Genomic DNA, 25877 nt, shown 5'->3' with positions numbered 1-25877 from the left:
TTTTTATCTTTCATGCCGTTTTGCCGGGGCAGGGCGTTGTCCCTGCCGTACCTGACGGCGGTATTCGTTGGGAGTCAGCCCCTCCGCTTTGCGGAAGCACTGGGAAAAATAACTGGGGGACGAAAAGCCCATCAGTTCGCTGATCTGAGCCAAGCTGTAACCTGTATTGCCCAGCATATATTTGCTTTCCTCAATGCGGCGGCAATTCAGATAGGTGATGGGAGAGATGCCGTACTCCTTTTGAAAGGTGTGGGCCAGATAATACTTATTGATGTGTGCGATCTCTGCCAGACGGTCAAGCGAGATGTCCTCCCGGAAGTTGCTGTCCAGATATCGCTTGATCTCTACGCACTCCCGGTTGTCAGACCGTGGCGTTTCTTCCACCTGCAAAGAGAGCGTTGTGCAACGTACCAGCCAGATCAGCAGCACCTCCAGCAAGTCCTGACAGACGGTTTCGCAGCCATCCAGACTGCGGTCGGCTTCGGCAAGCAGCATATGCAGCAGAGTGACCATCCGTTCCCGGTTTTCACGGCAGTTGAAGATAGCATAAGAAGAATCAGCCTTGCCGAATAAGATCTCAATGCCAGCCACACCCAGAACGATATATTCAAGCGGTGAAGCGTTCAGACTCAATTCTGTGTGCTCCACCTGTGGATTGACGATGACCATATCATCCGGCTTGACCGGGGACAGCTGCCCGCTCAGGTAGAACTGTCCTTCTCCGCTCAGGCAGTAGAACAGCTCCGTGCAGGAATGGGTGTGAGCCGTGCTGTTCCAGTCGCCGCCGAATTTGCTTTTGCTGATGTACAGCAAGCGAAAGGACTCACGGGGAGCGGGAGCATGACGGATATCAAAGCGTTCGGTGCTCATAACAGGCTCCTTTACAGCGAAACGCAATAAACATAAAAATAAAAACAAGAAGCTAAAAATATAATCGCAAAAACCGATGCGTTGAATCGTGCGTTTTTCTCATTATAGGGGCAAAGAAGAAAAAATGCAAGCCCTGATTTTGGACAGGATAAATATTTTTGATGCCGTTAAAGAATAAAAATATGTCAAACCGGTTACAAACGGGAAGAATGTACCAAAACAGACGGGACGAATTTAGTGCTTTTGCTGAAAGAAAATTCTAAAAAGCAAGATTTATAAAAAACGAAACAACAAACATCTTGTTGCAAAGGGTGAAAACCTCTATATTGAAATCAATAAATCACACGACCCCCTCGGACAAAACCTGTTTGTCCCGGTTGTGGTTTTGAACGGAATCTTTATGATGGAGGATACATTATGAAACGCATTTCTCGTCGCAATTTCCTGAAAGCGGCTGGCGTGGGTGCCGCTGCACTGAGCCTGGCTGCCTGTGGTGGTGCTGCCAGCTCCACCGCGTCCAGCACGGCATCTTCTGCCGCTGCTTCTTCCGCAGTGGCTGCGGACGTCACCATCAAGGTTGCTGCCATCGAGACCGGCTATGGCGCTGAGATGTGGAAAAAGGTCACCGAGGCCTTTACCGCCCAGACCGGCATCAAGGTGGACCTGACCACCGACAAAAAGCTGGAGGACGTTATCGGCCCCTCCATGCAGGGCGGCGACTACCCCGACGTGGTCCATCTGGCCACCGGCCGTGAAGCTGCTCTGACCGAGCAGTTCATCAAGGGCAATCTGATCGCTGACATCACCGATGTGCTGAGCATGACGGTTCCCGGCGAGAGCAAGAAAGTCAGTGAGAAGATCGCCGGTGGCTTTACCGACACCTCCCTGACCAACCCCTACGGCGACGGCAAAACCTATCTGGCTCCCATGTTCTACAGCCCCTGCGGCCTGTTCTACAACGCCGGGTTCCTGAAAGAAAAAGGCTGGGATGTGCCCAAGACCTGGGACGAGATGTGGGCACTGGGCGACAAGGCTGCCGCTGAGGGCACCTACCTGTTCACTTACCCCACCACCGGCTACTTTGATGCGTTCTTCTATGCGCTGATGTATGCAGCAGGCGGCCCCGACTTCTTCAACAAGGCGACCCATTATGAAGAAGGCATCTGGGACACCCCCGAAGCGCAGACCTGCTTTGACATCGTGACCAAGCTGGCTTCCTACACCAACCCCATCACCCCCGCACAGGCCAACGATCAGGACTTTACCCAGAACCAGCAGCTGGTGCTGGACAACAAGGCCCTGTTCATGCCCAACGGCACCTGGATCGTGGGCGAGATGGCCGAGGCTCCCCGTGCAGACGGCTTTGAGTGGGGCATGACCGCTCTGCCCGCTGTCAAGGCCGGCGGCGACAGCTACAGCTACACCTGGTTCGAGCAGGCATGGATCCCCGCCGGTGCCGAGCATCAGGATGCCGCCAAGCAGTTCGTGGCTTACCTGTACAGCGACGAAGCCTGCAAGCTGTTTGCCGAAAGCGGCGCGATCCAGCCTGTGCTGGGCATCGCCGACAGTCTGGAAGGCGACAACAAGATGTTCTACTCCATCTACGACAACGGCGCAAAGGCAGCTATGGGCAACTTTGCTTCCTTCACCGCTATCCCCGGTGTAGAAGTCCGCACCGTGTTCTTTGACCCCGTCAACTCTCTGGTGTCCGGCAGCATGACCGAGCAGCAGTGGATCGACGGCATCAAGTCCGCCAGCGACCAGATGCGCGCCAACATCATCGAGTAAGAACGAAGCTGCATCCGAAAACAGCTTCCAAGGCCCTGCCCAGCGGAGGCGGTTTTGACCGCCTCCGCTTTTTTGGGTTTCTGGATTCCAGTAGAAAGGAACGGTTTGTCTATGAAATCTGACAAAAGCCGCAAACGGTTCGTGTTCCTCTGTGTGGCACCGGCCACCATCCTGTTTTTTATTTTTATGATCTTGCCGACCCTCAATGTGTTCCGCATGAGCCTGTATGAGCGTGGAGCCTACTCGCCAAACGAAACCTTTGTCGGGCTGAAAAACTTTCAGCATCTGCTGAAGGACACCCAGTTCATCCGCTCCATGCAGAACATGATCCTGCTGGTGGTGGTCGTTACCATCATCACCTTTGCGTTTGCGCTGGTGTTTGCAGCCATCCTGACCCGCGAAAAAATCAAGGGCCAGAACTTTTTCCGCATCATTTTCTACATCCCCAACATCCTGTCTGTGGTCGTCATCTCCGGTATCTTCTCTGCCATCTATAAGCCGGAAAACGGCATGCTGAACAGCATCATCGGGCTGTTCCGGGATATGACTGACCCTATCCTCTGGAAAGGCGAAAAGCTGGTCATTCCGTCCATCATCATTGCAATGGTCTGGCAGGCTGTGGGCTACTATATGGTGATGTATATGGCTTCCATGTCCTCGGTGCCTGCCAGCTTGTACGAGAGTGCCAATCTGGACGGAGCGGGCCGTCTGACCCAGTTCTTCCAGATCACGATTCCGCTGGTCTGGACGAACATCCGTACCACCCTGACCTTCTTTATCATTTCCACCATCAATATGGCGTTCCTGTTCGTCAAGGCGATGACCAGCGGCGGGCCGAACGGTGCCTCGGATGTGGCTCTGAACTATATGTACAGCCAGAAAGATGCAGGTCTGTACGGTTACAGCATGGCAATCGGTGTGGTTATCTTCCTGTTCTCGTTCGCCTTGTCTGCCTGTGTCAATCGTGCTACCAGCCGTGAACCGCTGGAATTTTAAGGAGGAAAACTATGAAGAAAACGGAAGAAAAATCCTCCCGTTCGGCGGAGGGGCTGTACAAATTTTTTATCTATTTTGTGCTGATCCTGCTGGCTGTGACGATCATTGTGCCGGTGGCATGGGTGTTTATGGCATCCATCAAGCAGAACTCGGAGTTCTACGGAAATCCGTGGGCACTGCCTGCCGGATTCTACTGGCAGAACTTCGTCAATGCGTGGAATGGAGCCAAAATGGGCGAATATATGCTCAACTCCGTTCTGGTCACAGCACTGGCTCTGGTGCTGCTGCTGGTGATTGCGCTGCCGGCAGCTTACTGCCTGTCCCGTTTCCGGTTCAAGGGGTGCAAGCTGTTGAACACGCTGTTTATGGCAGGTCTGTTCATCAATGTCAACTATATCGTAGTTCCCATCTTCCTGATGCTGCGTGATGGTGATGTGTGGCTGAAAAACCATATCGGCAGCGGCTTTTTGCTGAACAACCTGTTCGTTCTGGCGGTCGTGTATGCAGCTACGGCGCTGCCCTTTACCATCTATCTGCTGTCGGGCTATTTTGCCACTTTGCCCCACGACTTTGAAGAAGCAGCCTACATCGACGGTGCCAGCTATTTCTCTACAATGACCCGTATCATTTTCCCAATGGCGAAGCCGTCTATCATCACCATTATTCTGTTCAACTTCCTGTCTTTCTGGAATGAGTACATCATCTCCATGACCCTGATGAGTTCCACCAACGCACCCCGTACTTTGCCGGTGGGTCTGCTGAATCTGATGCAGGCTCAGCAGAGTGCTGCGCAGTACGGCACCATGTACGCAGGTCTTGTGCTGGTGATGCTGCCCACTCTGATTTTGTACATCTGTGTGCAGAAGCAGCTGACGCAGGGCATGACGGTGGGCGGCTTGAAAGGATAAGGTGACAAAACATGAAAACATTCTGGAAAACGCATCCTGCCCTGCGCATCGTGCTGATGATCGTGCTGTTTGTGCTGTCCGTTGCATTGGTGGTGGCAGGCTGGAAAATGACTGGACAGCTGGCAGGGCTTGGCATCATGCTTGTGGGCGTGGCACTGCTGCTGGCGGTACTGGCCATTTACAACGCAACCTATCAGGATTGAGGATAAGAGAGGAAAACTATGGAAGATAAGTGCAAGACCGGGCGCGTTACCATTCCGACTGACCTGGATGTGGTGCCCGAAACGCTGGAGATTCTGAAAAAGTGGGGCGCGGATGCCATCCGTGACTGCGATGGTACGGATTTCCCGCAGGAACTGAAAAACGCCGATGCAAAGATCTATTCCACCTATTATACCACGCGCAAGGATAACGCATGGGCCAAAGCAAACCCGGACGAGGTGCAGCAGTGCTACATCATGACCGGCTTTTACACCGCCCCCGGCGACACCGTGACCATCCCTCTGATGAAAGGCATCAGCCCGGAGCTGATGAAAGTGAACGATCACGATGACATCACCCGCTGGTGGGAGGTCATGGATCGCTCCACGGGTCAGCCTGTGCCGCCAGAACAATGGAGCTATGCGGATGGCAGCGTGACCGTGCAGGCGGTGCCGTTCCATGAGTATACCGTGAGCTTCCTTGCCTATCTCATCTGGGACCCGGTGCATATGTACAATGCCACCACCAACGGCTGGACGAATTTCGAGCATCAGATCACGTTTGATGTGCGCCAGCCGAAAACCCACAAATATTCCATGGAGCGTCTGCGGAAATTCATTGCAGAGCATCCGTATGTGAACGTCATCCGCTATACCACGTTCTTCCATCAGTTCACCCTGATCTTCGATGAACTCAAGCGGGAAAAATTCGTGGACTGGTATGGCTATTCTGCTTCCGTCAGCCCCTATATCCTCAATCAGTTTGAGCAGGAAGTGGGTTACAAGTTCCGCCCGGAGTATATCATCGACCAGGGCTACTACAACAACCAGTATCGCGTACCCAGCAGGGAATACCGTGATTTTCAGGCGTTCCAGCGGCGGGAAGTCGCAAAGCTGGCCAAAGAGATGGTGGACATCACCCACGCGTGCGGGTGCGAGGCCATGATGTTCCTGGGCGATCACTGGATCGGCACCGAGCCTTTCATGCCGGAGTTCAAGACCATCGGGCTGGATGCCGTGGTGGGCAGCGTGGGCAACGGCTCCACGCTGCGCCTGATCTCTGACATTGAGGGCGTGAAGTACACCGAGGGCCGTTTCCTGCCGTACTTCTTCCCCGACACCTTCCACGAGGGCGGCGACCCGGTGCGGGAAGCCAAGGAGAACTGGGTCACAGCCCGCCGCGCTATCCTGCGCAAGCCCATCGACCGCATCGGCTATGGCGGCTATCTGAAGCTGGCATTGCAGTTCCCGGAGTTCGTGGACTACGTGGAGAGCGTCTGCAACGAGTTCCGCGAACTGTATGAGAATATCAAGGGCACTACGCCTTACTGTGTCAAACGGGTGGCTGTGCTGAACTGCTGGGGTAAAATGCGGGCATGGGGCTGTCACATGGTGCATCATGCCCTCTACTACAAGCAGAATTACAGCTATTCGGGCGTGATCGAAATGCTGTCCGGCGCACCGTTTGATGTGAAATTTATCAGCTTTGAGGATATCAAGAATGATCCGAAGCTGCTGGAAACGGTGGATGTCATCATCAATGTAGGCGATGCCGACACCGCCCACACTGGCGGTATCTGGTGGGAAGACCCGGAGATCTCCGCCGCCATTCGCCGGTTCGTCTGGAACGGCGGCGGCTTCATTGGCGTTGGAGAACCGTCCGGTCACCCGTATCAGGGCCACATTCTCCAGCTTGCCAGCGTGCTGGGCGTAGAGGAAGAAAACGGCTTCACCCTCAACTACGACAAGTACAACTGGGAAGAGCATCCGAATCATTTCATCTTGCAGGATGCTGACCAGACCATCGACTTCGGTGAGGGAAAGAAGAACATTTATGCCCTGGAAGGCACGGAAGTGCTGGTGCAGCGGAATAAGGAAGTGCAGATGGCGGCGCATGATTTCGGCAAGGGTCGTGCCGTGTACATCAGCGGTGTGCCTTACAGTTTTGCCAACAGCCGCACCCTTTACCGCGCTATCCTGTGGAGTGCCCACAGCGAGGAGGAACTGCATACATGGTTCAGCTCCAACTACAACGTGGAGGTGCACGCCTACGTCAAAAACGGCAAGTACTGCGTGGTGAACAACACGTACGAGCCGCAGGATACCACAGTTTATACGACGGATGGCAACAGCTTTGACCTGCATCTGGATGCCAATGAAATCAGATGGTATGAAATTTAAGTTCTCCTTCTTATCCATCCGTGTAGTGAACGATCACTGCACAGCATAAGAGAAAACGGTGACTTTCCGCAATGCGGAACGTCACCGTTTTTCTTAAATTTCCCAGGAGGCAACAATGCTTCTTTCTGGTTTTTGGGGGTCAATGGTTACTTCGATAGGCGTTCCTTTGGATAGGAGAGGATTGAACCAGAACCAATGGGATTGTCCATAGTAAACATCTTTTCCGACTTTACCATGTGACAGATGCCTGGGTGAAAGGTCATTTGCCAGGGTCGTTTGACCACAATGCCCGCCGATCACGAACAAAGCCCCGCCCTGCGCCGCACGGGAAATGTGTGCGATGCAGGGCGGGGCTTGCTGTCTGTCAGGCTTCCGGTTCCGCCTTGGCGGCGTCGAGGAAGGCTTTGATCTTGTCGATCTGGATCTGTGCCACGGCGCGGCCGGTCTCGTAGACGCGGCGGAGCTGATCGGGGTCACGCTCCATGGCGCCGATCTCCAGCGGGATGGGCGGGCGGATGACGTAATCGGCACCGGCCTGTTCCAGCATGGAAATGTAGCTCAGCGTCTCGTTGTAGCGCTCGTGGCGGTCGGCCACGGCCTCCACAAAGGCCGGATAGCGCAGATACCGCGCCCGGATGGCGGGCAGCAGGGGGTTCTTCTTCTTGACGAAGCCCTTGGGCTGGGTCAGGATGATGAGATTGCGCTTGTAGCCGATGGACTCAAAAAAGCGGATGGGGATGGAGTCGGCGACGCCGCCGTCCAGCAGGCCGTAGTGGCCGATCTGGACGATCCTGGCGGCCAGCGGCATGGAAGCCGATGCCTCCATCCAGCGGACATCCTCGGCGTCACCCGTGCGGCATTTGTGGTAAATGGGTTCGCCGGTCTTCACGTCCGTGCAGACGACGAAAAAATCCATGGGCGAGGCCGCAAAGGTCGTTTCGTCAAACGGGTCCAGCTTTTCGGGGACATCGTGATAGCAGAACTGTTCGCTGTACAGATTGCCGGTGCGCAGCAGATTCTTGAAGCTGGCATAGCGCCGGTCGTTGCAGTACTGGGTGTTGTAGCGGATGGCGCGGCCGATCTGATGCGACTTGTAATTGCAGCCGAACACGGCACCGGCCGACACGCCGATGGCACCGTCTGCCGTGATGTCATGTTCCATCAGCACATCCAGAACGCCTGCGGTGAACATACCCCGCATCGCGCCGCCTTCCAAGACCAATCCTGTTTTCATATGGTATTGCTCCTTCTTGTCCTTCGTATCCCACAGTGCGGGAGGCTCTCCACAACCTCCGCAGCTCCTCGGCCTCGTATTCCGAGGATTACCTTCAGTATACTCGAATTTTTGGAGAAAACAAGAGAGAAATTGCCCAAAAGACCTTGAAATCCGGTAGTGGAATCCGGTATACTAGGTGAAATCGAAATGCTGTATCAAAAGCTTGGAGGAAGAGACTGAAATGAAACTGCTGGAAGATCGGATTCGCAAGGACGGCATCGTGCGCGAGGGCAACGTGCTGAAGGTGGACAGCTTCATCAACCACCAGATGGACATCCCGCTGTTCCGCGAGATGGCAAAAGAGTGGAAGCGCCTGTTTGCAGGCAAGCCCATCAACAAAGTGCTGACCATTGAAGCCAGCGGCATCGGCATTGCAGCAGTGGTTGCCAGCGAGTTCAATGTGCCGGTGGTCTTTGCCAAAAAGTCCATGAGCATCAATCTGGACTACAACAATTACGAGACCCGGATCCAGTCCTTCACCCACAAAAAGATCTATAACGTCATCGTCTCCAAAAAGTTCCTCACCCCGGAAGACCATGTCCTCATCATCGACGATTTCCTGGCCAACGGCTGCGCCCTGATGGGCCTGCTGGAACTGGCCAATGAGGCCGGGGCCACCGTCGAGGGCATTGGCATCGCCGTCGAGAAGGGCTTCCAGCAGGGCGGCGAGCTGATCCGCAGCAAGGGCATCCAGCTGGAGAGCCTCGCCATCGTCGAGTCCATGGATGCGGCCACCGGTGAGATCCGGTTCCGCGAGCAGCCGCAGCAAAATTAACCACGAACCTTCAGACCGCTTCGGCGGTCTTTTTTGTTAGGCACCATCGAAGCTGTCGCCGTCGGCGGGGAGGTCGGCGGCGGTGGGCTCGGAGGCAGCTGCATCCGGTACGGCGGCGCGGGGGATGCCCTTGTAAACGAGAGTCTGTTCCAGCACCTCGGCGCAGACGGGGGCCGAGAGGCTGCCGCCGGCGGTGGTCCAGCTGTGGGGTTCATCAAGGCAGACGAGGCAGAGGAACTGCGGGTCGTCGATGGGGGCCACGGCCACAAAGCTGGCGATGCGGGCTTTTTCGTCGGCGCTGTCCAGCTTCTGGCTGGTGCCGCTCTTGCCGCCCACCCGGTAGCCCGCGATCTGTGCGTTCCGTCCGCCGCCGTAGAGAACGACGGCCTCCATCATCTCCCGCATGACGGCGCTGGTCTCGGCTTTGAGCACCTGCCGGGTGCAGGCGGGGCCGATGTGCTCAATGAGGCTCCCATCCGGCGCGAGGATGTCGGAGACCACGTAGGGCCGCATCAGCTTCCCGCCGTTGACTACGGCGCAGACGGCCGCTGCCATTTCGAGGTAGGAGATCTTGCTGCTCTGCCCGAAGGCACAGGAGGCCAGCTCCACCGGGCCCATCCGGTCGGCGGTGTAGTACAGGCTCTTCTTTGGCTCTGCGGGCAGGTCGATGCCGGTGGGCTCCCGGAGGCCGAAGGCGGCGAAGTAGTTGCAGAAAGCCTCCCTGCCCAGCCGGGCACCGATCTGGATGAAGCTCTGGTTGCAGGAGTTTTCGAGCGCCTGGGTCACGGTCTGGGCCCCGTGGCGCTTGTGGTTGGCGCAGTGGAACCGCGTCCCGGCCACCGAGATGGACTCGCCGCAGTAGAAACTGGAATGCCGGGTGATGGCCCCGGCATCCAGCGCGGCGGCGCAGGTGATGAGCTTGAAGACGCTGCCCGGCTCGTAGAGATCGCTGACGGCCTTGTTCCGCCACTGGGTCTGCTGGGCCAGCTGCAGGGCGGCACGGCGCGCCTCGCCGGAAAGGCTCTCCACCTGGTTCCGGACAGCCTCGTCTGCGATGACGCGGGGCTCGTTGGGGTCGTAGGAGGGGGTGGTGGACATGGCCAGAACGGCCCCGGTGTTCACGTCCATCACGATGCCCACGGCCCGCGCGGCCACATGGTGCTCCTGCACCGCGTACCCCAGCGCGTTTTCCAGATAGTGCTGGATCTGGGTGTCGATGGTCAGCCGCAGGCCGTCGCCCTCGGTGGGAAAACGCTCGGTCTCGTAGCTCTGTTCCAGCGTGTAGCCCCAGGCGTTGACCGCAGTCAGCACCACGCCGTTCTCACCGGTGAGCAGGCCGTCGTACTGCAGCTCCAGCCCGGAGACCCCGGCGTTGTCCACATTGGTGAACCCCAGCACCGACGCGAGGAACTGCCCCTGCGGATACCACCGTTTGGAGTCCTGATTGATGCGGATGCCGGTGATGCCGTTGGCCTCACAGAACGCCCGCACCCGGTCGGCGGTGGTGCGGTCCACCCGGTAGCGGAGCAGGCAGTCGTTGGAGCGGCGGTCGCGGAACGATTCCAGCAGGCTGGCCGCGTCGAGGTCCAGGATGTCTGCAAGGCCCTCGGCGGCGAGGGAGAGCTTGTCGTCTGGCATCTCGCGGGGCGAGGCGCGGAGCGTCCAGCAGCTGCTGTTCGCCGCCAGCAGAACGCCGTCGGCGCTGTAGATTTTGCCCCGGTCCGCGGGCACGACGGTGTCCCGCAATTGCTGGCCGAGGGCACGGTCGGCGTACCAGCGGCTGGTGCGCAGCTGCAAATAAAACAGCCGCGCCGCCAGCCCCAGGCAGACGGCGCAGAATACCACGGCAACCATCCGCGCCCGGCGGCGGAAAGCCTGCTCCGGGAGGGTGCGGAGAGGCATGACATCATCTCCCTTCGCCGCTATTTTATGTACCGGCGGCTCCAAAAAGACTAACGCCCCGGCCTCCGGCGTACAATAAGAGGACAGGGGGTGAACGGATGAAAGAAACTGTTGCGGCCCGGCCCGGCGGGCGGCACCGGGTCGGGCTGCGGGCGTTGCCTGCGCCGGACCTGCCCTTTCTGGTGCTGGTGCTCACGCTGGTGGGCTTTGGGCTGGTGATGCTGGGCAGCGCATCGGGGGCCGTGGCGCTCTATCGACGGGGCGACGCCTTCGCCTACCTCCGCCCGCAGCTGCTCTATGCGGCGCTGGGCATCGCCGGGATGGGCCTTGCCAGCCGGGTGGATTACCACATCTTCCACAAACTGGCGTGGCCGCTTCTGGGCGTTTCGCTGCTCTTGTTGACGGCGGTGCTGTTTATGCCGGAGTACAACGGCTGCAAGCGGTGGCTGGTGCTGCCGGGGCTGGGCACCCTGCAGCCCAGTGAGATCGCAAAATTTGCGGTAGTGCTGGTGTTTGCCCACATCATCTCGCTCAACCACGACCGGATGCAGAGCTTTGCCGTGGGGGTGCTGCCCTTTGCGCTGGTGCTGGGCGTGGTGGCGGCGCTGATGCTGCTGGAGCCACATCTTTCGGGCACACTGCTCATTCTGGGCATCGGTGCCGTGCTGATGTTCGTGGGCGGCACCGGGCTGCGGTGGTTCGTGCTGGCGGGCGTGGGCGGTGCCGGGGCCATCGCGGCGGCGGTGGTCATCATGCCGGACCTGGTGCCCTACGCGGCGGACCGCCTCCGCTCCTGGCAGGACCCCTTTGCAGACCCGCTGGGCGACGGGCACCAGACCATCCAGAGCCTGTATGCCATCGGGTCGGGCGGGGCAGCCGGGCTGGGGCTGGGCAACAGCCGCCAGAAGCACCTTTTCGTGCCCGAACCGCAGAACGACTTCATCTTTTCCATCGTCTGCGAGGAGCTGGGCTTCATCGGGGCCTGTGCAGTGGTGGGGCTGTTCGTGCTGCTGCTGTGGCGGGGCATCACCATCGCAGCCAGAGCGCCCGACCGATTCGGGGCGCTGCTGGTGGTGGGCTTCGTGGTGCAGGTGGCGCTGCAGGCCGTGCTGAATGTAGCCGTCGTCACCAACACCATCCCGAATACCGGCATCAGCCTGCCCTTCTTTTCCTCCGGCGGCACCAGCCTGATGATGCTTCTGGGCGAAATGGGCATTGTTTTGTCCGTTTCGAGGGGCGAGACGTAAAAAGAGTGCAGGACCCGCCTGTTTCCGGAAACCACGCTGCGCTTCCGGCCTGCCAAAGGCTCCCCCTTTGGGGGGCGTTGGTACGCGAAGCAGGACGGAGAAGGACAAACAAAACGACAAATTCCAATGCACATGCAGCCCTCATTTCGCATACCGTGGGGTATCTTTTGCGAAATGGGGGCTGCATTTATGGAAAACCGGATCGTGGTGATGGGCGGCCGCCCGCTGAACGGTGCAGTGCGCATCCCGGCGGCGAAAAACAGCGTGTTGCCGCTGCTTGCGGCGTCGATGCTCTGCAGCGATGTGCGCCTGCGGGCCGTGCCGCGCCTTTCGGATGTGGCGGCGAGTCTGGCACTTTTGCGGGGCGCAGGCTGTGCGGCCCGGTGGGAAGGGGAAGATGTCCTTGTCTCCGGCACCCCGCATAACAGCAGCCTTCCGGGGCAAACTGCCGAACAAATGCGGGCGTCCATCCTCTTCTGTGCGCCGCTGCTGGCAAAGCTGGGCCGTGCCGAGACGAGCCTGCCCGGCGGGTGCAACATCGGGGCGCGGCCCATCGACCTGCATCTGGCCGGGCTGCGCCAGATGGGGGCGGTGGAGTGGGAGGCAGGCCCCGGCCGGCTGGTGCTGACGGCTCCGTCCGGCCTGCACGGGGCAGAGATCACCCTGCGCTTCCCCAGCGTGGGGGCCACGGAGACGCTCGTGCTGGCAGCGGCCTGCGCCAAAGGCACCACCGTGCTGCGGGGTGCGGCGCGGGAGCCGGAGATCGCAGACCTGGCCGCATTTCTGAACCGCTGCGGCGCACACATCCAGGGGGCGGGAAGTTCCACCCTCTGCATCGAGGGGCGGAGGAACCTTTCTGGCTGCGTGTTTTCGCCGCTGCCGGACCGCATTTTTGCCTCCACGCTGGCTTGCGCGGTGGCAGCAGCGGGCGGGCGCGCGGAACTGAGCGGCTGCCCGGCTTCGCTCTATGCGCCGGTGCTGGAAATTCTGGAACAAATGGGGTGCCGGGTGGAGAAGGGCGGCGACAGCGTCCGGCTCTCCCGCTTCGGGCGGCTGTATGGGGCCGGGCGGGTGTTCACGGGCGTTTACCCGGCCCTTGCCACGGATGCGGCCCCGCTGCTGGCGGCGGCTATGCTCTGCGCCGAGGGAGAGAGCAGCATCGAAGACGTCATCTTTGAGCGGCGGTTCGGCTGCGCGGCCGGTTTTGAACGTCTTGGCGCGAAGGTTCAGGTCAATGGACGAACGCTGTGCATCCGGCCGGGCGGGACGTTGCGGGGCACGGAGCTGGCTGCGCCGGATCTGCGGGGCGGGGCTGCACTGGTGGTGGCGGCGCTGGCCGCGTCCGGGACCAGCGTAATCGGCCACCCGGAATATATCGACCGGGGGTATGCTGCTTTTACGGAGATTTTGGCGTCGTTTGGGGCACAAATTCGCCGCGAAGAGCGTTCCCGAAACCCATCTGCGAAAAAAACCTCTTCAAAAAAGCAAAATCATCTTGCAATCGGAACAAAAAGATGGTACGATACAGTTATATAAATGTAGGTTTGATATAATTCTGTGCGAAATGCTCAGGTCTACGATAACATCCGCAATGGAGGACAAAAGTTATGGCACTCATGCTCGACGAAGAAATGGACGAAAACGTTACGACGATCAAAGTCATCGGCGTAGGTGGCGGCGGCGGCAACGCAGTCAACCGCATGGTGAGCGACGGCCTGCAGGGCGTCGAATTCATCGCAATGAACACCGACCAGCAGGCGCTGGCCAAGAACCATGCTGCCACCAAGGTGCAGCTGGGCTCCAAGCTCACCAAGGGCCGCGGCGCAGGTGCAGACCCGGAGATCGGCCAGCGTGCGGCCGAGGAGAGCAAGGACGAGATCGCAAATGCCCTCAAGGGTTCGCAGATGGTCTTCATCACCGCCGGTATGGGCGGCGGCACCGGCACCGGTGCGGCTCCCGTTGTGGCGGAGGTCGCCCATGACCTGGGCATCCTGACCGTCGGCATCGTCACCAAGCCCTTCTCGTTTGAGGGCAAGCGGAAGATGGGTCTGGCCGAGCAGGGCATCGCAAACCTGCTGATGCACGTGGACAGCCTGATCGTCATCCCCAATGAGCGCCTGAAGATGATCAGCCAGGAGAAGATCACCCTGATGAATGCCTTCCAGGCCGCCGATAATGTGCTGCGCCAGGGCGTGGAATCCATCTCCGCCCTGATCAACGTGCCGGCTTTCATCAACCTGGACTTCGCCGACGTGCGCTCCATCATGAAGGATGCAGGCTACGCACACATGGGCGTGGGCAGCGCAAAGGGTGCCGGCAAGGCAGAGAACGCCGCCAAGGCTGCCATTTCCTCTCCGCTGCTGGAGACCAGCATCGCCGGTGCACACGGCGTCATCATCAACATCACTTCCAGCCCGGACATCGGCCTGGAGGATGTCGAGACTGCTGCCGGTCTCATCACCCAGAGCGCACATCCCGATGCGAACATCATCTGGGGTACTGCGTTCGACGAGAACCTGTCCGATGAGATGCGCGTGACCGTCGTTGCCACCGGCTTCGACAACAAGATCCCCGAAGGCCTGCGCAGCACCCTGAACGGTGCCGCCGCTTCCGTCAGCTCTACTCCGTCGGCTGTGTTCAGCTCGGATGTGGCGGCAGCCAAGAACAGCGCAGCTGCCGCTTCGGCTCCCGCTGCCGGTGCTGCAAAGCCCGTGGAAGAGGAGAGCAGCGACAACCGTTATTACGACGAGCTGCTGGCGATCCTGAACAAGCGCAAGTAAAAACAGCAAATGGCGTGAGCTCTTTGCACGGAGGTGTGAGGAGGGCAGGAGGATGCTACCGCAGGACGTATGGCTGCGCACCGAATGGCTGAGCTGCCGCAGGAACAGCGTGTTGCGCTGTGTGGAGCGGTACAGTGCCGCTGCGGCCAGCGAATACCGCCGCGCTCTGCGCAAGGTGCAGGAAGTGGAGGAAACTATGGCGCAGGTTGGAACAGAGACCGGGCCCCATGGCACGGCCTCTCAGCCCGCTGCACGGCTGCAGTCGGGTGAAGTGGAAGCCTTGAACCGCCGCCTGTCGGCAGCAAATGCCGAGATCCGGCGTTATCAGACCCGCCTTTTTGCCTGTGAGCGTGAAGTGGTCGCGCTGCGGCAGGAGAATGCGGAACTGGAAGCACTCTGCGATCAGGCGCGCAAAAATGAGCTGCTGCCGCCCAAGACGCCTCAGCCCCCGGTGCTGGACCAGCCCGGCCTGCCGGTGATCGTGTTCCCCGGCCAGGCAGCGCAGGAACCGGCGCTCCCGGAGGCTGCTCCGCAGAGCACCCCCGCCCCGCAGACGGCAGAGCCTGCACCGGCTCCCAAAGCTGCCGAAGTGCCCGAACCGGAAGAAGTGGGGGAATCCCCCTTTGCACAGAAGGACTGGAAACCCACCACCCGGCTGGACTACCTTTCGGTGGACATCGTGCATCAGCTGGAAGCACTGATGGGATAATACAAAACACAAAGACGACCGGAAACGCATTGCGCTTCCGGTCGTCTTTTGTCATGTCTGTTATCTTACGCTGCTGGTCCGGTGTTCCATGAGATAGGTGGCCTCCAGGTCTGCGATGTGCAGTTTGACGGCCAGCGGATATTTGTCGTAGGCCTCCGAGATGGCGAAGCAGCCGCCCTTGGCCGCGTCGTCAAAGCCGCCCATGTGCCAGCGGATGGCCACGGCCTCCTCGACCTTCAGCTTCATGAACCGCTCAATGAGGAAGACACTCTTCTCGCCGTGGCCGTAGGGGAACAGGTCCTCGACACTGTAGAAGGGGACTTTCTCCCACTGGCCGGTGGCGTCGTTTTTCACGTTGCGGGTGCCGACCTTGTAGTAGTTGGCCTTGCACAGGTCGTGCAGGAGTGCGCAAATGGCAAAGGTCTCCTCGCTGTCGCCCTCGGTGAAAAAGGTGTCGTGCAGCGCATGGTAGACGTTGAGGCTGTGCATGCACAGCCCGCCCTCGCAGGCCCCGTGGAAGCGAGTGGAAGCCGGTGCAGTGAAGAAATCCGTCTTCTTGTCCAGCCATTCCAGCAGTTTTTCGCTGCCGGGGCGCGTGACGTGCTGGTGCCAGAGGGCCAAAAACTCTTCGCGGTCGCCCATCTTACAGCTCCAGATCGTCCAGGATACCCTTGAGGATGGCCAGCTCGTCGTGGCTCAGGGAAATGCCCTTGCCCATGCGGGTGCCGTCCGGGGACCAGTCGCGGATGTCGTACTTGGGGTCGCCGTCGTTCCAGCTGATGAGGTTGAGCTGACGCTCCCAGCCGCGGGGCCGCTGAGAAAGCACCGCGATGCGCTGAACGACTTCGTATTTGATTTCTGCCATAGTTCCTTTACCTGCCTTTGCTTTGTTTGCTACCATAATAAAAGAACACGGCGCAGATTTCAACCACTAATTGAAAATTCTTTGAAAAATTTACAGTCGCTTAACCGTAGGGGGCATCTTCCCGCCAGTCGACAAGGTCCTGAACGCCCTCGGAGTCGTCCGGGGCGGGCTGGCGGCTATGGAGCCGCTGCTCGGTGGAGAACAGCCCCGGCGCGTATTGGGCCATCACGCCGGGCACCTGCCCTTTGAGAAACGCCGCCGCATTCTTCTGGCGGCAGGCCACGGGGGTGCCGTCGGTCATGGGCACTCCGGACGGCTCGTTGGGCGGGATCTCCGGCGGCGGGAGCTGCACGTCCGGGCCGTCGGGCGGGCTGGGCGGCTGGACCGGGCCCGGCTCTTTGCCCAGCGGCGGGGAACACCGGCTGCACGCGGCCTCCGGGGCCGCCGAAACGCCGGGCCTGTCTTCCAGCTCGTGCCGGATGAAGGGCGTCAGAGAATCCATAAAAAACACCTCCAACGGTAGGGTGCCCGTTGGAGGTGCAGATATGCGCGGAACCTCCGCGCGGCTCTCTTCTTCCATGTGCGCGAAATCCAGCAGGCGAGAGTCCTCGGCCTCTTCCAGAACGCGTTCGTTGAACCGCAGCCGCCACGCCGCAGATATGCTGGGGGCGTGATTTGTCGCCTGCCTGTTGGCTTTTCCCCTTACGCCCAGTTCATCCGGCCGTAGCGGGCGGTCAGCTGGCAGATCTCCTTTTGGAGCTTTTTGGTCAGCTGGGTCTTTTTCAGCCGCCAGCGCCAGTTCTGGCCCACGGTGGAGGGCTTGTTGATGCGGGCGGAGTTGTCCAGCCCCAGCCAGTCCTGCATGGGGATGATGCAGGTCGCTGCCGCACTGCGTAAGATCAGCGCGATCATGCTCTGATAGAGCTGCTCCTCCGGGGTGGCGTAGTCGTACAGATAATCCCGCACCATGGCGCGTTCGGCGTCGGTGACGGTCTGGTACCACGAGACCAGCGTCTCGTTGTCGTGGGTGCCGGTATAGGCCACGCTGTTCACCGGGTAGTTGTGGGGCAGGTAGTCGCTGGCACTTCCGGTATCGCGGGAGTCAAAGGCAAATTCCAGCACTTTCATGCCGGGGAAGCCGCTGTCCCGCACCAGCTGGCGCACGGTGTCGCTCATGTAGCCAAGATCCTCTGCAATGATCTCCCGCTTGCCCAGCGCTTGCTCCACGGCACGGAACAGCTCGATGCCGGGGCCTTTCTCCCAGTGGCCCTCCACCGCAGTCTCGCTGCCGTAGGGGATGGAGAAATACTCATCGAACCCACGGAAGTGGTCGATGCGCACCACGTCGTATAGCTCGAAGCAGTACCACAGGCGGGTGATCCACCACTGATACCCGGTCGCGCGGTGGGCTTCCCAGCGGTAGAGCGGGTTGCCCCAGAGCTGGCCGGTGGGGGAGAAGCCATCCGGGGGAACGCCCGCCACGGCCGTGGGCAGGTTCTCTTTGTCCAGCTGAAAAAGACCGGGGTTTGCCCATGCGTCGGCAGAATCCAGCGCCACATAGATGGGGATATCGCCGATGATCCGGATGCCCTTGCTGTTGGCATAGGCTTTCAGCCTGCGCCACTGCTCGTCGAACTTGAACTGGAGATACTTGTGATACTCCACCTCAAAGTACAGCTCCCGGCGGTAGTAGTCCATGGCGGGCTGCCAGCGCAGGCGGATATCCTCCGCCCACTCGATCCACGGCTTGCCCTCAAAGCGGTCTTTTACCGCCATGAACAGGGCAAAATCGTCCAGCCACCACTTGTTTTTCTCGCAGAATGCCGCAAACGCTTCGTTGTGGCCGATGTCGCTGCGGGAGTAGGCCAGCCGCAGCAGACGGCCGCGCTCGGTGTACAGGCGGCTGTAGTTGATGTCGTCTGCCTTGCGGCCAAAGTTTGCCTTTTTGCATTCGGCGGCGGTCATCACGCCTTCTTCCACCAGTGCGTCCAGACTGATGAAATACGGGTTGCCTGCAAAGGCGGAAAAGCTCTGGTAGGGGCTGTCGCCGTAGCTGGTCACCCCCAGCGGCAGGATCTGCCAGTAGGTCTGTCCGGCTTCCTTGAGCCAATCCACAAAGTCGTATGCTTCCTGCGAGAAGCAGCCGATGCCGTAAGGGGACGGCAGACTGCTGATGGGCAGCAAAATGCCTGCACTTCTCTGCATCTTCGTGTACCTTCCTTTTATAATTCGATCAGAACGCCGGCATGGTCGGAGACCTGCGGCTCCCGCAGGCCGTTGAACACGACCCGGCTGCTTTTTACGGGCACCGCTTTGGAGCACCAGATCTGGTCGATGCGCTTTTTGGCCTCGGCGTCCGGGGCATCCCGCCAGCCATCAATGGCCTGCACGACGGTGTAGCCCTCGTCCCGCTCCTGCGCCAGACGATAGGTGTCCTGCCAGCCGCTGCGGAGGACGAGGTCGTAGCCCTCGCCCCGCACATCGGCTTCGCTGTTGAAGTCGCCCAGCAGAAAAGCGGTCTTTTTTGCGCCCGCCGCCCGCGACAGCGTTTCCCACTGGAGGGCAAAAGGCTCCACTTCGTCCTTCCACCAGCCCAGATGCACGGTGTAATACCAGACATCTCCTGCACAGATGCCCAGGGTGCGGCGGGTCTTCCAGCAGCTGTAATCGTCGGACTTGCTCAGCAGCAGGTTCTCGGCGGCGGTGATGGGCGCACGGCTGAACACCGCCGCGCCCTCATCGTAAATGTCGTAGCCGATCTTTGCCGGGAGCCAGCTCCAATCATAATGCACACCTCGCTGTGCCAGCATTTTTGCCACCGCAGCGGCGTGGTTGTCCGCTTTCAGCGGCACGTGATTGCCGGGGCAGGGGTAGTACCCCGCCGGAACCTCCCCCAGCAGCGGAGCCGAGGCCGTCTGGTTCACCTCCTGCAAGGCGAACACCTCCGGCTGCTCCTTCGCGATGAAGTCTACAAAAATCTCCCGCTTTGCCTCATGCTCCGGTATGATAAGGCTGTGGGTATTCAATGTCAGCAGTTTCATAGCGTTTTACAGAATATCGTTGATGTCAGATTTCAGAACGTCTGCCTTGGGGCCGTACACAGCCTGAATGCCGTCGCCCTTGACCAGCAGGCTCAGGGCACCCTCGGCCTTCCATGCGGCGAGGTCAGCGACCTTGGCAGGGTCTTTCACGGTAACACGCAGACGGGTCATGCAGGCGTCCACCAGCACGATGTTCTCCCGGCCGCCCAGCAGGGCGATGATGCGCTCGGCCTGACCGTTATCGGCCTTCTTGTCAGCTTTTTTCTCGGTCTTGGCGTCGGCGGCGGAATCGTCCGCGTTGTCATCGGTATAGTTGCCCAGACGGCCCGGCGTTGCCAGGTTGAGCTTGCCGATCATAACGTATGCCACCAGGTAGCCGATGACAAAGAATGCGGCCACGCAGATCACAAAGTTGATGATGTCGCCGCCCAGACCGGCCTGCAGGGACATGGGGATGCGGGTGATGAACTCCAGATTGCCGAAGGAGTGCAGGCGCAGATGGATGATGCCCGCCATCGCGAAAGCACAGCCCTGCAGCAGTGCGTACACGATGTACAGCGGCATCGCGCAGAACATGAACATGAATTCCAGCGGCTCGGTGACGCCGGTCAGGAAGACGGCCAGTGCGGTGGAAATGAACATGGACTTGTAGTTTGCGCGCTTGTCGGCGTCCACCCGGCGGTACATGGCCAGCGCGATGCCCAGCAGCAGACCGGTCGCACCGATCATCTGGCCCACCTTGAAGCGGGCAGGGGTGACGGTGGCCAGCAGGTTGTTGTAAGCGGCCATGTCACCGGCCTTCTTGAAGTTGATGAGGTCGTTGGCCCAGGCCAGCCACAGCGGGTCCTGGCCAAATACCTGGCTGCCAGCGTTGACGCCGGTGGCGATGGTGTAGGTGCCGCCGAACGAGGTGTAGTTCATGGGGATGGTCAGCATGTGGTGCAGGCCGAAGGGCAGCAGCAGACGCTCCAGCGTACCATAGATGAACGGTGCCAGGACAGGGGAAGTCTCGGAAGAGTTGGCGATCCAGATGCCGAAGTTGTTGATGCCGGTCTGGACCACAGGCCAGAACAGCGACAGCACGATGGAAATGACCACCGAGTAGGCGATGACTACCATGGGCACGAAGCGCTTGCCGTTGAAGAAGGCCAGCGCATCCGGCAGCTTGCGGAAGTTATAGTATTTATTGTAAGCCACACCGCCCACAAAACCGGCGATGATGCCCACGAAGACGCCCATATTCAGCGCCGGAGCACCCAGCACAGAGGTGAAGTAGCCGTTGACTGCGATCTCCTGCCCGAACAGGGTGTGGGTCACGGCATTGGGGTCTTCCAGCATGGCGCTGGTGACACCGAAGATGTTGCCGGTGATGACGTTGATGAGGGCAAATGCCAGCACCGCCGCAAAGGCACCGCCTGCGCGCTCCTTTGCCCAGCTGCCGCCGATGGCGACGGCGAACAGGATGTGCAGGTTGTTGATGACGGCCCAGCCGATGTTCTCCATGGTGGTGCCGATAGTCATGACGGGCGCAATGTCACCGCCGCCCATCTGCACCAGCTTGCCCAGACTGATCATCAGGCCGGCAGCGGGCATGACGGCGATGACGGTCATCAGCACCTTGCCCAGCTTTTGCAAGAAGTCGAAGTTGATGAGCCCCTTTTTCCCCGGAGCCGCTTTTGTTGTTGCCATGATGTTCCTCCTCATTTTTTTGATTGCGTGATTTAATGCAACTGTTGCACACTGGTTGCACTGCTTTACGCAACAAGAATAATCCAATGACACAGTTTTTACAAGAGCTTTTTGGAACAAAACTATATTTTCTGCGTTTTACACAACGAGCTGCTGATTTCTTTGTGAAAATTGTCGAGAGCACGTCGGATGAATCTTGCGCAGCTTACGCAATCCGTTGCGCAAACATTGACATTGTGTGCGCGCCGCTTTACAATAGAGGCAGATCATACAGGAGGAACAGACTATGGCAGTTACCATCAAAGATGTCGCAGCGGCGGCGGGGGTCTCGCCTTCCACCGTGTCCCGCACCTGCAAGGACAGCCCCTCCATCAGCCGGGAGACCAAGGAGCGGGTGCGCCGCATCATGGCACAGCTGGGATATGAACCGAACGTTGAGGCCGAACCGGTGGAGGCGTTTTCCAAGACCATCGGCATCATTCTGCCCTCCTCGCAGCGGGACGTCTACGAGAACGCTTTTCATCTGGAGATCATCCGCGGCATCGGGCAGTTCTGCAACCAGCGGCGGTATGTGAACACGGTCATCACCGGGCAGGACGATGCCGAGGTTCTGGACGCCATCCAGAGCATGGTCGCCAACGCACAGGCCGATGGATTCATCCTGCTCTATTCCAAAAAGGACTGCCCGGTGGCGGCGTATCTGCGCAGCGAAGGGCTGCTCCATGTCATTGTGGGCAAGGCGGCGCAGTCGGCCAACCAGACCATCTACATCGACAACGACAACGCCCTTGCGGGAGAGGAAGCCGCCGATTACCTCTATGAACTGGGCCACCGCCGCATTGCGTATTTCGGGGTCAGCAACGCCCTGCTGTTCTCGGCAGAGCGCAAGCGGGGCTACCAGATGTCCCTGCTCAAACACGGCATCACCCCCCGCGAAGAGGACTGCGTGGAGGTCAACACGCTGAACGATGCCTACGAGGAACCGCTGAAGGCCCTGCTCACCGCGCCGGACCACCCCACCGCCATGCTGGTCAGCGATGACATTCTGGCTGTGGTGCTGGAGCAGTTCTGCGGCAAGCTGGGGCTGCGTGTCCCGAAAGACCTGTCCATCGTGTCCTTCAACAACTCGCTGTTCTCCCGCATCACCAGCCCGCAGCTGACCACCGTGGACGTCAACCCCTACCAGCTGGGCATGGAAGCCGCCAGCCAGACCATCAACCACATCGAGAACCCGAACCTTCTGGCAACCAAGATCATCGTGCCGCACAAGCTCATCCCGCGCGAGAGCTGCTGCCCGCCGCCGGAGGTCTGATGCGCAAAAAAACGAGGCCGTTCCGCTTCTCTGGAAAAGAGAAGGAACGGCCTCGGTTTGCTTATTTTTTTCGGTATTCCCGCGGGGTCATGCCGAAGTGTGCCTTGAACGCCCGGTTGAAATAGGAGAGGTTCTCGAACCCGCACCGGGAAGCGATGGTCAGGACGGTCTCGTCTGTGGTCTGCAGTGCCTCGGCGGCAGCGTTCAGCCGGTATTCGTTCAGAAAGGCGATAAAGCTCTGCCCGGTCATCTGCCGGAACCAGCGCATGAAATGGCTGGCGCTGAAGGAGCAGACCCCGGCGGCATCGGCGACCCGGAGCGCCTCGGCATAATGGGCCGAGAGCCATTGCAGAACGGCTTTCAGCCGCTGGGTGTCGGCTGTTTCTGCGGGGAGCTGCTGCTTCCCCTGCGCAATGAGCAGGGAAAGGAAGCGCAGCAGCGCCCCCTTGACCAGCAGCTCGTAGCCGGGGAGCTTGGCGCGGTTGGCTTCCTCCACCTCCCGCAGGCAGGCAGCAGCCGGAAGATAGCACAGGTCGTTCGGGGTCAGACGTGTCGGCAGCGACAAGCGCCCGCTTTGGAGCGGCAGCAGATACTTCTCGGCGCAGAGGTCCTCTGCGCCGCCCAGAAGCTCCAGCTCAAAGATGATGTTTTCGTATTCCATGCACTGCCCCTCGCTCTGCCGCAGGGCGTGGAGGGTGCCGGGCGTAAAAATAAAGATATCCCCCTGGTAGGCCGGGCAGGACGCAGCGCCCACCTGCACCAGCCCCGCGCCCCGCTTGACGAAGACCAGCTCCATGCTCTCCTGCCAGTGGAGCGCCACCTGCGGGAAGTCTCCCGGAATGGTGCAGGGATACAGATTGAAAGGGAACCGCACGGCACCGTGCTGCTTCGTCTCCTGCAAAGAAGCCTGATTTTGCATCGTCTCACCTCCTGATGATAGGATTGTACCACAGTCTGCACCTTTTGGGCAAGATTTTGATTGTTTTATGTGGTATATCTTGAATCACAGATGTCAAACCTGTTTTCTGTATCAAAGGAGGATGCGTTTATGAGCTTTACCGAAACGTTACAGAGCCTCACCGGAAAGCTGCTGGCGGACTGCACCGATCAGGAGCTGTACCTGGCACTGCTGGAGCTTGTGCGGCAGAAGAGCGCCGACCGCGTGCAGCCGGTCACCGGACGCAAGCTGTACTATATCAGCGCCGAATTTCTCATCGGCAAGCTGCTGTCCAACAACCTCATCAATCTGGGTCTGTACGAGGAAGCCCGCGATGCACTGGCGGCAGCCGGAAAGCGCCTGTCGGACATTGAAGAGGTCGAGCCGGAACCCTCTCTCGGCAACGGCGGTCTGGGCCGTCTGGCGGCCTGCTTCCTGGATTCGCTCGCAACGCTGAATCTGCCCGGCGATGGCGTGGGCCTGCGGTATCACTTTGGCCTGTTCCATCAGTCCTTTGAGGACGGCGTCCAGAACGAAAAGCCCGACCCATGGCTCACTGCCCATAGCTGGGCCGAAAAGACCGACATCACCTACCCGGTGGAGCTGGCAGGCAAGGCGTACACCGCCCGGCTGTACAAGCTGGCCGTCACCGGCTACGAGGGCCGCACCAACACCCTGAACCTGTTCGATTTGGACACCATCGACGAGAGCATCGTCCATGACGGCATCGCGTTCGACAAGACCGCCATCGACAAGAACCTGACCCTCTTCCTCTACCCGGACGATTCCGATGAGGCAGGCCGCCGTCTGCGGGTGTACCAGCAGTATCTGATGGTCTCTGCCGGTGCCCAGCTCATTCTGGCCGAGTGCGCGGCCCGCGGCTGCAATTACCACGATCTGGCCGACTACGCCGCCATCCAGATCAACGACACCCACCCCAGCATGGTCATCCCGGAGCTGATCCGGCTGCTGGGGGAGCGGGGCATCGAATTTGAGGAAGCCGTGGAGATCGTGACCAGGACCTGCGCCTACACCAACCACACCATTCTGGCCGAGGCGCTGGAAAAGTGGCCCCGCGCCTATCTGGATGCCGTGGTGCCGCAGCTGATGCCCATCATCGAAAAGCTGGACGCCCTGGCCCGCACCCGCACCGAGGATGAGAGCCTTGCCATCATCGACAAGGACGACCGGGTGCACATGGCCCACATGGACATCCACTTCACCCACTCCACCAACGGCGTGGCAGCGCTGCACACTGAGATCCTGAAAAACTCCGAGCTGCACGGCTTCTATGAGTTGTACCCGGAAAAGTTCAACAACAAGACCAACGGCATCACCTTCCGCCGCTGGCTGCTGGAGTGCGACCCGCGCCTGACCGCTACGCTGGAACAGCACATCGGCTCCGGTTTCCGCAAGGACGCCGCCGAGTTGGAAAAGCTGCTGGCCTTTGCCGACGACGAGACCGTGCTGAACGAACTGACCGCCGTGAAAAAGACCAACAAGGCGGCACTGGCGGAGTGGCTGCTGCGCACCCAGAAGGTAACGGTGAACCCCGATGCCGTGTTCGATATCCAGTCCAAGCGCCTGCACGAGTATAAGCGCCAGCAGCTGAATCTGCTGTACCTCATCCATCAGTACCACGAGATCAAGGCAGGGCATCTGCCTGCCGTCCCGCTGGTGAGCATCTTTGGTGCCAAGGCAGCGCCGGCCTATACCATCGCAAAGGACATCATCCACGCCCTGCTGACCCTGTCCAAGGTCATCGCCGCAGACCCGGAGGTGTCCCAGTGGCTGCAGGTGGTCTTTGTGGAAAACTACAACGTCACCGCTGCCGAAAAACTCATCCCGGCCTGCGACCTGTCCGAGCAGATCAGCCTTGCCTCCAAGGAGGCTTCCGGCACCGGCAACATGAAGTTCATGCTGAACGGTGCGCTGACCCTGGGCACCATGGACGGTGCCAACGTGGAGATCAGCCAGCAGGTCGGGGAAGAGAACATCTATATCTTCGGCCAGACCTCCGATCAGGTCATCCACCGCTATGCCGTCGGCGACTACGACCCGGCCCAGTGGGTGGAGGGCGATGCCAACATCCGCCGCGCCATCGAGTTCCTCACCGGGCCGGAGATGCTGGCTGCGGGTCACGCCGAAAACCTGACCCGCCTGCACGACGAACTGATCCACAAGGACTGGTTCCAGACCCTGCCGGACTTCAATGCATACGTCGTGCGCAAGGGGCAGGCCCTCAGCGACTACGCCTGCGACCCCATGGGCTGGCGGCGCAAGTGCCTGGTGAACATCGCCAAAGCGGGCCTGTTCTCCTCCGACCGCACCATTGCCGAGTACGACCGCGACATCTGGCATCTGGGCAAGTGATGGAACCGGCCTGCTCTGCGGTTTCGCA

22 protein-coding genes are annotated in these 25877 nt (G+C 59.7%); 12 read left to right on the top strand and 10 right to left on the bottom strand.

Annotated features, from left to right (window positions below):
- Positions 1 to 3: 3 nt before the first annotated feature.
- Entirely contained in the window at positions 4 to 870 is an 867-nt protein-coding gene (locus I5P96_RS11205) for a helix-turn-helix domain-containing protein (protein ID WP_223382148.1), read from the bottom strand.
- 417 nt (positions 871 to 1287) lie between these two features.
- Between I5P96_RS11205 and I5P96_RS11200 the strand changes: the two genes are divergently transcribed.
- From I5P96_RS11200 to gnpA, 5 genes are all read left to right on the top strand, one after another.
- Positions 1288 to 2658, top strand: a complete 1371-nt coding sequence (locus tag I5P96_RS11200; RefSeq protein ID WP_223382147.1) for a carbohydrate ABC transporter substrate-binding protein — start codon at positions 1288 to 1290, stop codon at positions 2656 to 2658.
- Between the two features lie 111 nt (positions 2659 to 2769).
- Entirely contained in the window at positions 2770 to 3654 is an 885-nt protein-coding gene (locus I5P96_RS11195) for a carbohydrate ABC transporter permease (protein WP_118551415.1), read from the top strand.
- Between the two features lie 11 nt (positions 3655 to 3665).
- Positions 3666 to 4562: a carbohydrate ABC transporter permease gene (locus tag I5P96_RS11190; RefSeq protein ID WP_118551417.1), complete on the top strand. Its 897-nt coding sequence runs from the start codon at positions 3666 to 3668 to the stop codon at positions 4560 to 4562.
- A gap of 11 nt (positions 4563 to 4573) precedes the next feature.
- Complete coding sequence (locus I5P96_RS11185) at positions 4574 to 4765, top strand: DUF6903 family protein (RefSeq protein WP_223382145.1); 192 nt, start codon at positions 4574 to 4576, stop codon at positions 4763 to 4765.
- A gap of 18 nt (positions 4766 to 4783) precedes the next feature.
- Entirely contained in the window at positions 4784 to 6943 is a 2160-nt protein-coding gene (gene gnpA / locus I5P96_RS11180; protein ID WP_223382143.1) for a 1,3-beta-galactosyl-N-acetylhexosamine phosphorylase, read from the top strand.
- A gap of 364 nt (positions 6944 to 7307) precedes the next feature.
- Here the strand turns inward: gnpA and I5P96_RS11175 are convergent, their stop codons facing one another.
- Complete coding sequence (locus I5P96_RS11175) at positions 7308 to 8177, bottom strand: patatin family protein (RefSeq protein WP_223382141.1); 870 nt, start codon at positions 8175 to 8177, stop codon at positions 7308 to 7310.
- A 223-nt stretch (positions 8178 to 8400) separates the two neighbouring features.
- On the opposite strand from I5P96_RS11175, the gene I5P96_RS11170 reads away from it, so the two are divergent.
- Positions 8401 to 8994 (top strand): xanthine phosphoribosyltransferase, encoded by a 594-nt coding sequence (locus I5P96_RS11170; RefSeq protein ID WP_097793532.1) that lies wholly within the window; start codon positions 8401 to 8403, stop codon positions 8992 to 8994.
- A gap of 36 nt (positions 8995 to 9030) precedes the next feature.
- Here the strand turns inward: I5P96_RS11170 and I5P96_RS11165 are convergent, their stop codons facing one another.
- Positions 9031 to 10896: a peptidoglycan D,D-transpeptidase FtsI family protein gene (locus tag I5P96_RS11165; RefSeq protein ID WP_223382139.1), complete on the bottom strand. Its 1866-nt coding sequence runs from the start codon at positions 10894 to 10896 to the stop codon at positions 9031 to 9033.
- 98 nt (positions 10897 to 10994) lie between these two features.
- On the opposite strand from I5P96_RS11165, the gene I5P96_RS11160 reads away from it, so the two are divergent.
- From I5P96_RS11160 to I5P96_RS11145, 4 genes are all read left to right on the top strand, one after another.
- Entirely contained in the window at positions 10995 to 12143 is a 1149-nt protein-coding gene (locus I5P96_RS11160; RefSeq protein WP_223382137.1) for an FtsW/RodA/SpoVE family cell cycle protein, read from the top strand.
- 189 nt (positions 12144 to 12332) lie between these two features.
- On the top strand, positions 12333 to 13679 hold the full coding sequence (locus I5P96_RS11155) for a UDP-N-acetylglucosamine 1-carboxyvinyltransferase (RefSeq protein ID WP_223382135.1): 1347 nt from the start codon (positions 12333 to 12335) through the stop codon (positions 13677 to 13679).
- Positions 13680 to 13750: 71 nt separating this feature from the next.
- Positions 13751 to 14923: a cell division protein FtsZ gene (ftsZ, locus tag I5P96_RS11150; protein WP_097793529.1), complete on the top strand. Its 1173-nt coding sequence runs from the start codon at positions 13751 to 13753 to the stop codon at positions 14921 to 14923.
- A gap of 52 nt (positions 14924 to 14975) precedes the next feature.
- Positions 14976 to 15632, top strand: a complete 657-nt coding sequence (locus I5P96_RS11145) for a hypothetical protein (protein ID WP_223382133.1) — start codon at positions 14976 to 14978, stop codon at positions 15630 to 15632.
- A 60-nt stretch (positions 15633 to 15692) separates the two neighbouring features.
- Here the strand turns inward: I5P96_RS11145 and I5P96_RS11140 are convergent, their stop codons facing one another.
- The 6 genes from I5P96_RS11140 to I5P96_RS11115 form a co-directional block, all read right to left on the bottom strand.
- Positions 15693 to 16274 carry a hydrolase gene (locus I5P96_RS11140; RefSeq protein WP_097793527.1) on the bottom strand — a complete coding sequence of 194 codons (582 nt, stop codon included), beginning with the start codon at positions 16272 to 16274 and terminating at the stop codon, positions 15693 to 15695.
- 1 nt (position 16275) lies between these two features.
- Positions 16276 to 16497, bottom strand: a complete 222-nt coding sequence (locus I5P96_RS11135; protein ID WP_055189971.1) for a YdbC family protein — start codon at positions 16495 to 16497, stop codon at positions 16276 to 16278.
- A gap of 100 nt (positions 16498 to 16597) precedes the next feature.
- The gene (locus tag I5P96_RS11130; protein ID WP_223382131.1) at positions 16598 to 16999 is read right to left on the bottom strand and encodes a hypothetical protein; all 402 of its coding nucleotides are present in this window, start codon (positions 16997 to 16999) and stop codon (positions 16598 to 16600) included.
- A gap of 200 nt (positions 17000 to 17199) precedes the next feature.
- The gene (gene malQ, locus I5P96_RS11125; RefSeq protein ID WP_223382129.1) at positions 17200 to 18702 is read right to left on the bottom strand and encodes a 4-alpha-glucanotransferase; all 1503 of its coding nucleotides are present in this window, start codon (positions 18700 to 18702) and stop codon (positions 17200 to 17202) included.
- A 17-nt stretch (positions 18703 to 18719) separates the two neighbouring features.
- Positions 18720 to 19538 carry an endonuclease/exonuclease/phosphatase family protein gene (locus I5P96_RS11120; protein ID WP_223382128.1) on the bottom strand — a complete coding sequence of 273 codons (819 nt, stop codon included), beginning with the start codon at positions 19536 to 19538 and terminating at the stop codon, positions 18720 to 18722.
- A gap of 6 nt (positions 19539 to 19544) precedes the next feature.
- Positions 19545 to 21227 carry a PTS transporter subunit IIBC gene (locus tag I5P96_RS11115; protein ID WP_411703319.1) on the bottom strand — a complete coding sequence of 561 codons (1683 nt, stop codon included), beginning with the start codon at positions 21225 to 21227 and terminating at the stop codon, positions 19545 to 19547.
- A gap of 286 nt (positions 21228 to 21513) precedes the next feature.
- On the opposite strand from I5P96_RS11115, the gene I5P96_RS11110 reads away from it, so the two are divergent.
- Positions 21514 to 22539 carry a LacI family DNA-binding transcriptional regulator gene (locus I5P96_RS11110; RefSeq protein WP_223382126.1) on the top strand — a complete coding sequence of 342 codons (1026 nt, stop codon included), beginning with the start codon at positions 21514 to 21516 and terminating at the stop codon, positions 22537 to 22539.
- Between the two features lie 61 nt (positions 22540 to 22600).
- On the opposite strand, the gene I5P96_RS11105 is transcribed toward I5P96_RS11110, so the two are convergent.
- Positions 22601 to 23458, bottom strand: coding sequence for an AraC family transcriptional regulator (locus I5P96_RS11105; protein ID WP_223382124.1), 858 nt, complete (start codon positions 23456 to 23458; stop codon positions 22601 to 22603).
- 129 nt (positions 23459 to 23587) lie between these two features.
- Here I5P96_RS11105 and glgP point away from each other — a divergent pair, with 129 nt between their 5' ends.
- Entirely contained in the window at positions 23588 to 25849 is a 2262-nt protein-coding gene (gene glgP / locus I5P96_RS11100; RefSeq protein WP_223382122.1) for a glycogen/starch/alpha-glucan family phosphorylase, read from the top strand.
- The last annotated feature ends 28 nt before the right edge of the window (positions 25850 to 25877 follow it).

It is taken from the genome of Faecalibacterium prausnitzii, assembly GCF_019967995.1.
Lineage (GTDB): Bacteria > Bacillota > Clostridia > Oscillospirales > Ruminococcaceae > Faecalibacterium > Faecalibacterium prausnitzii_E.
Note: the sequence above shows the minus strand (reverse complement) of the source record. Positions and strands in the feature narration are given on the sequence as shown.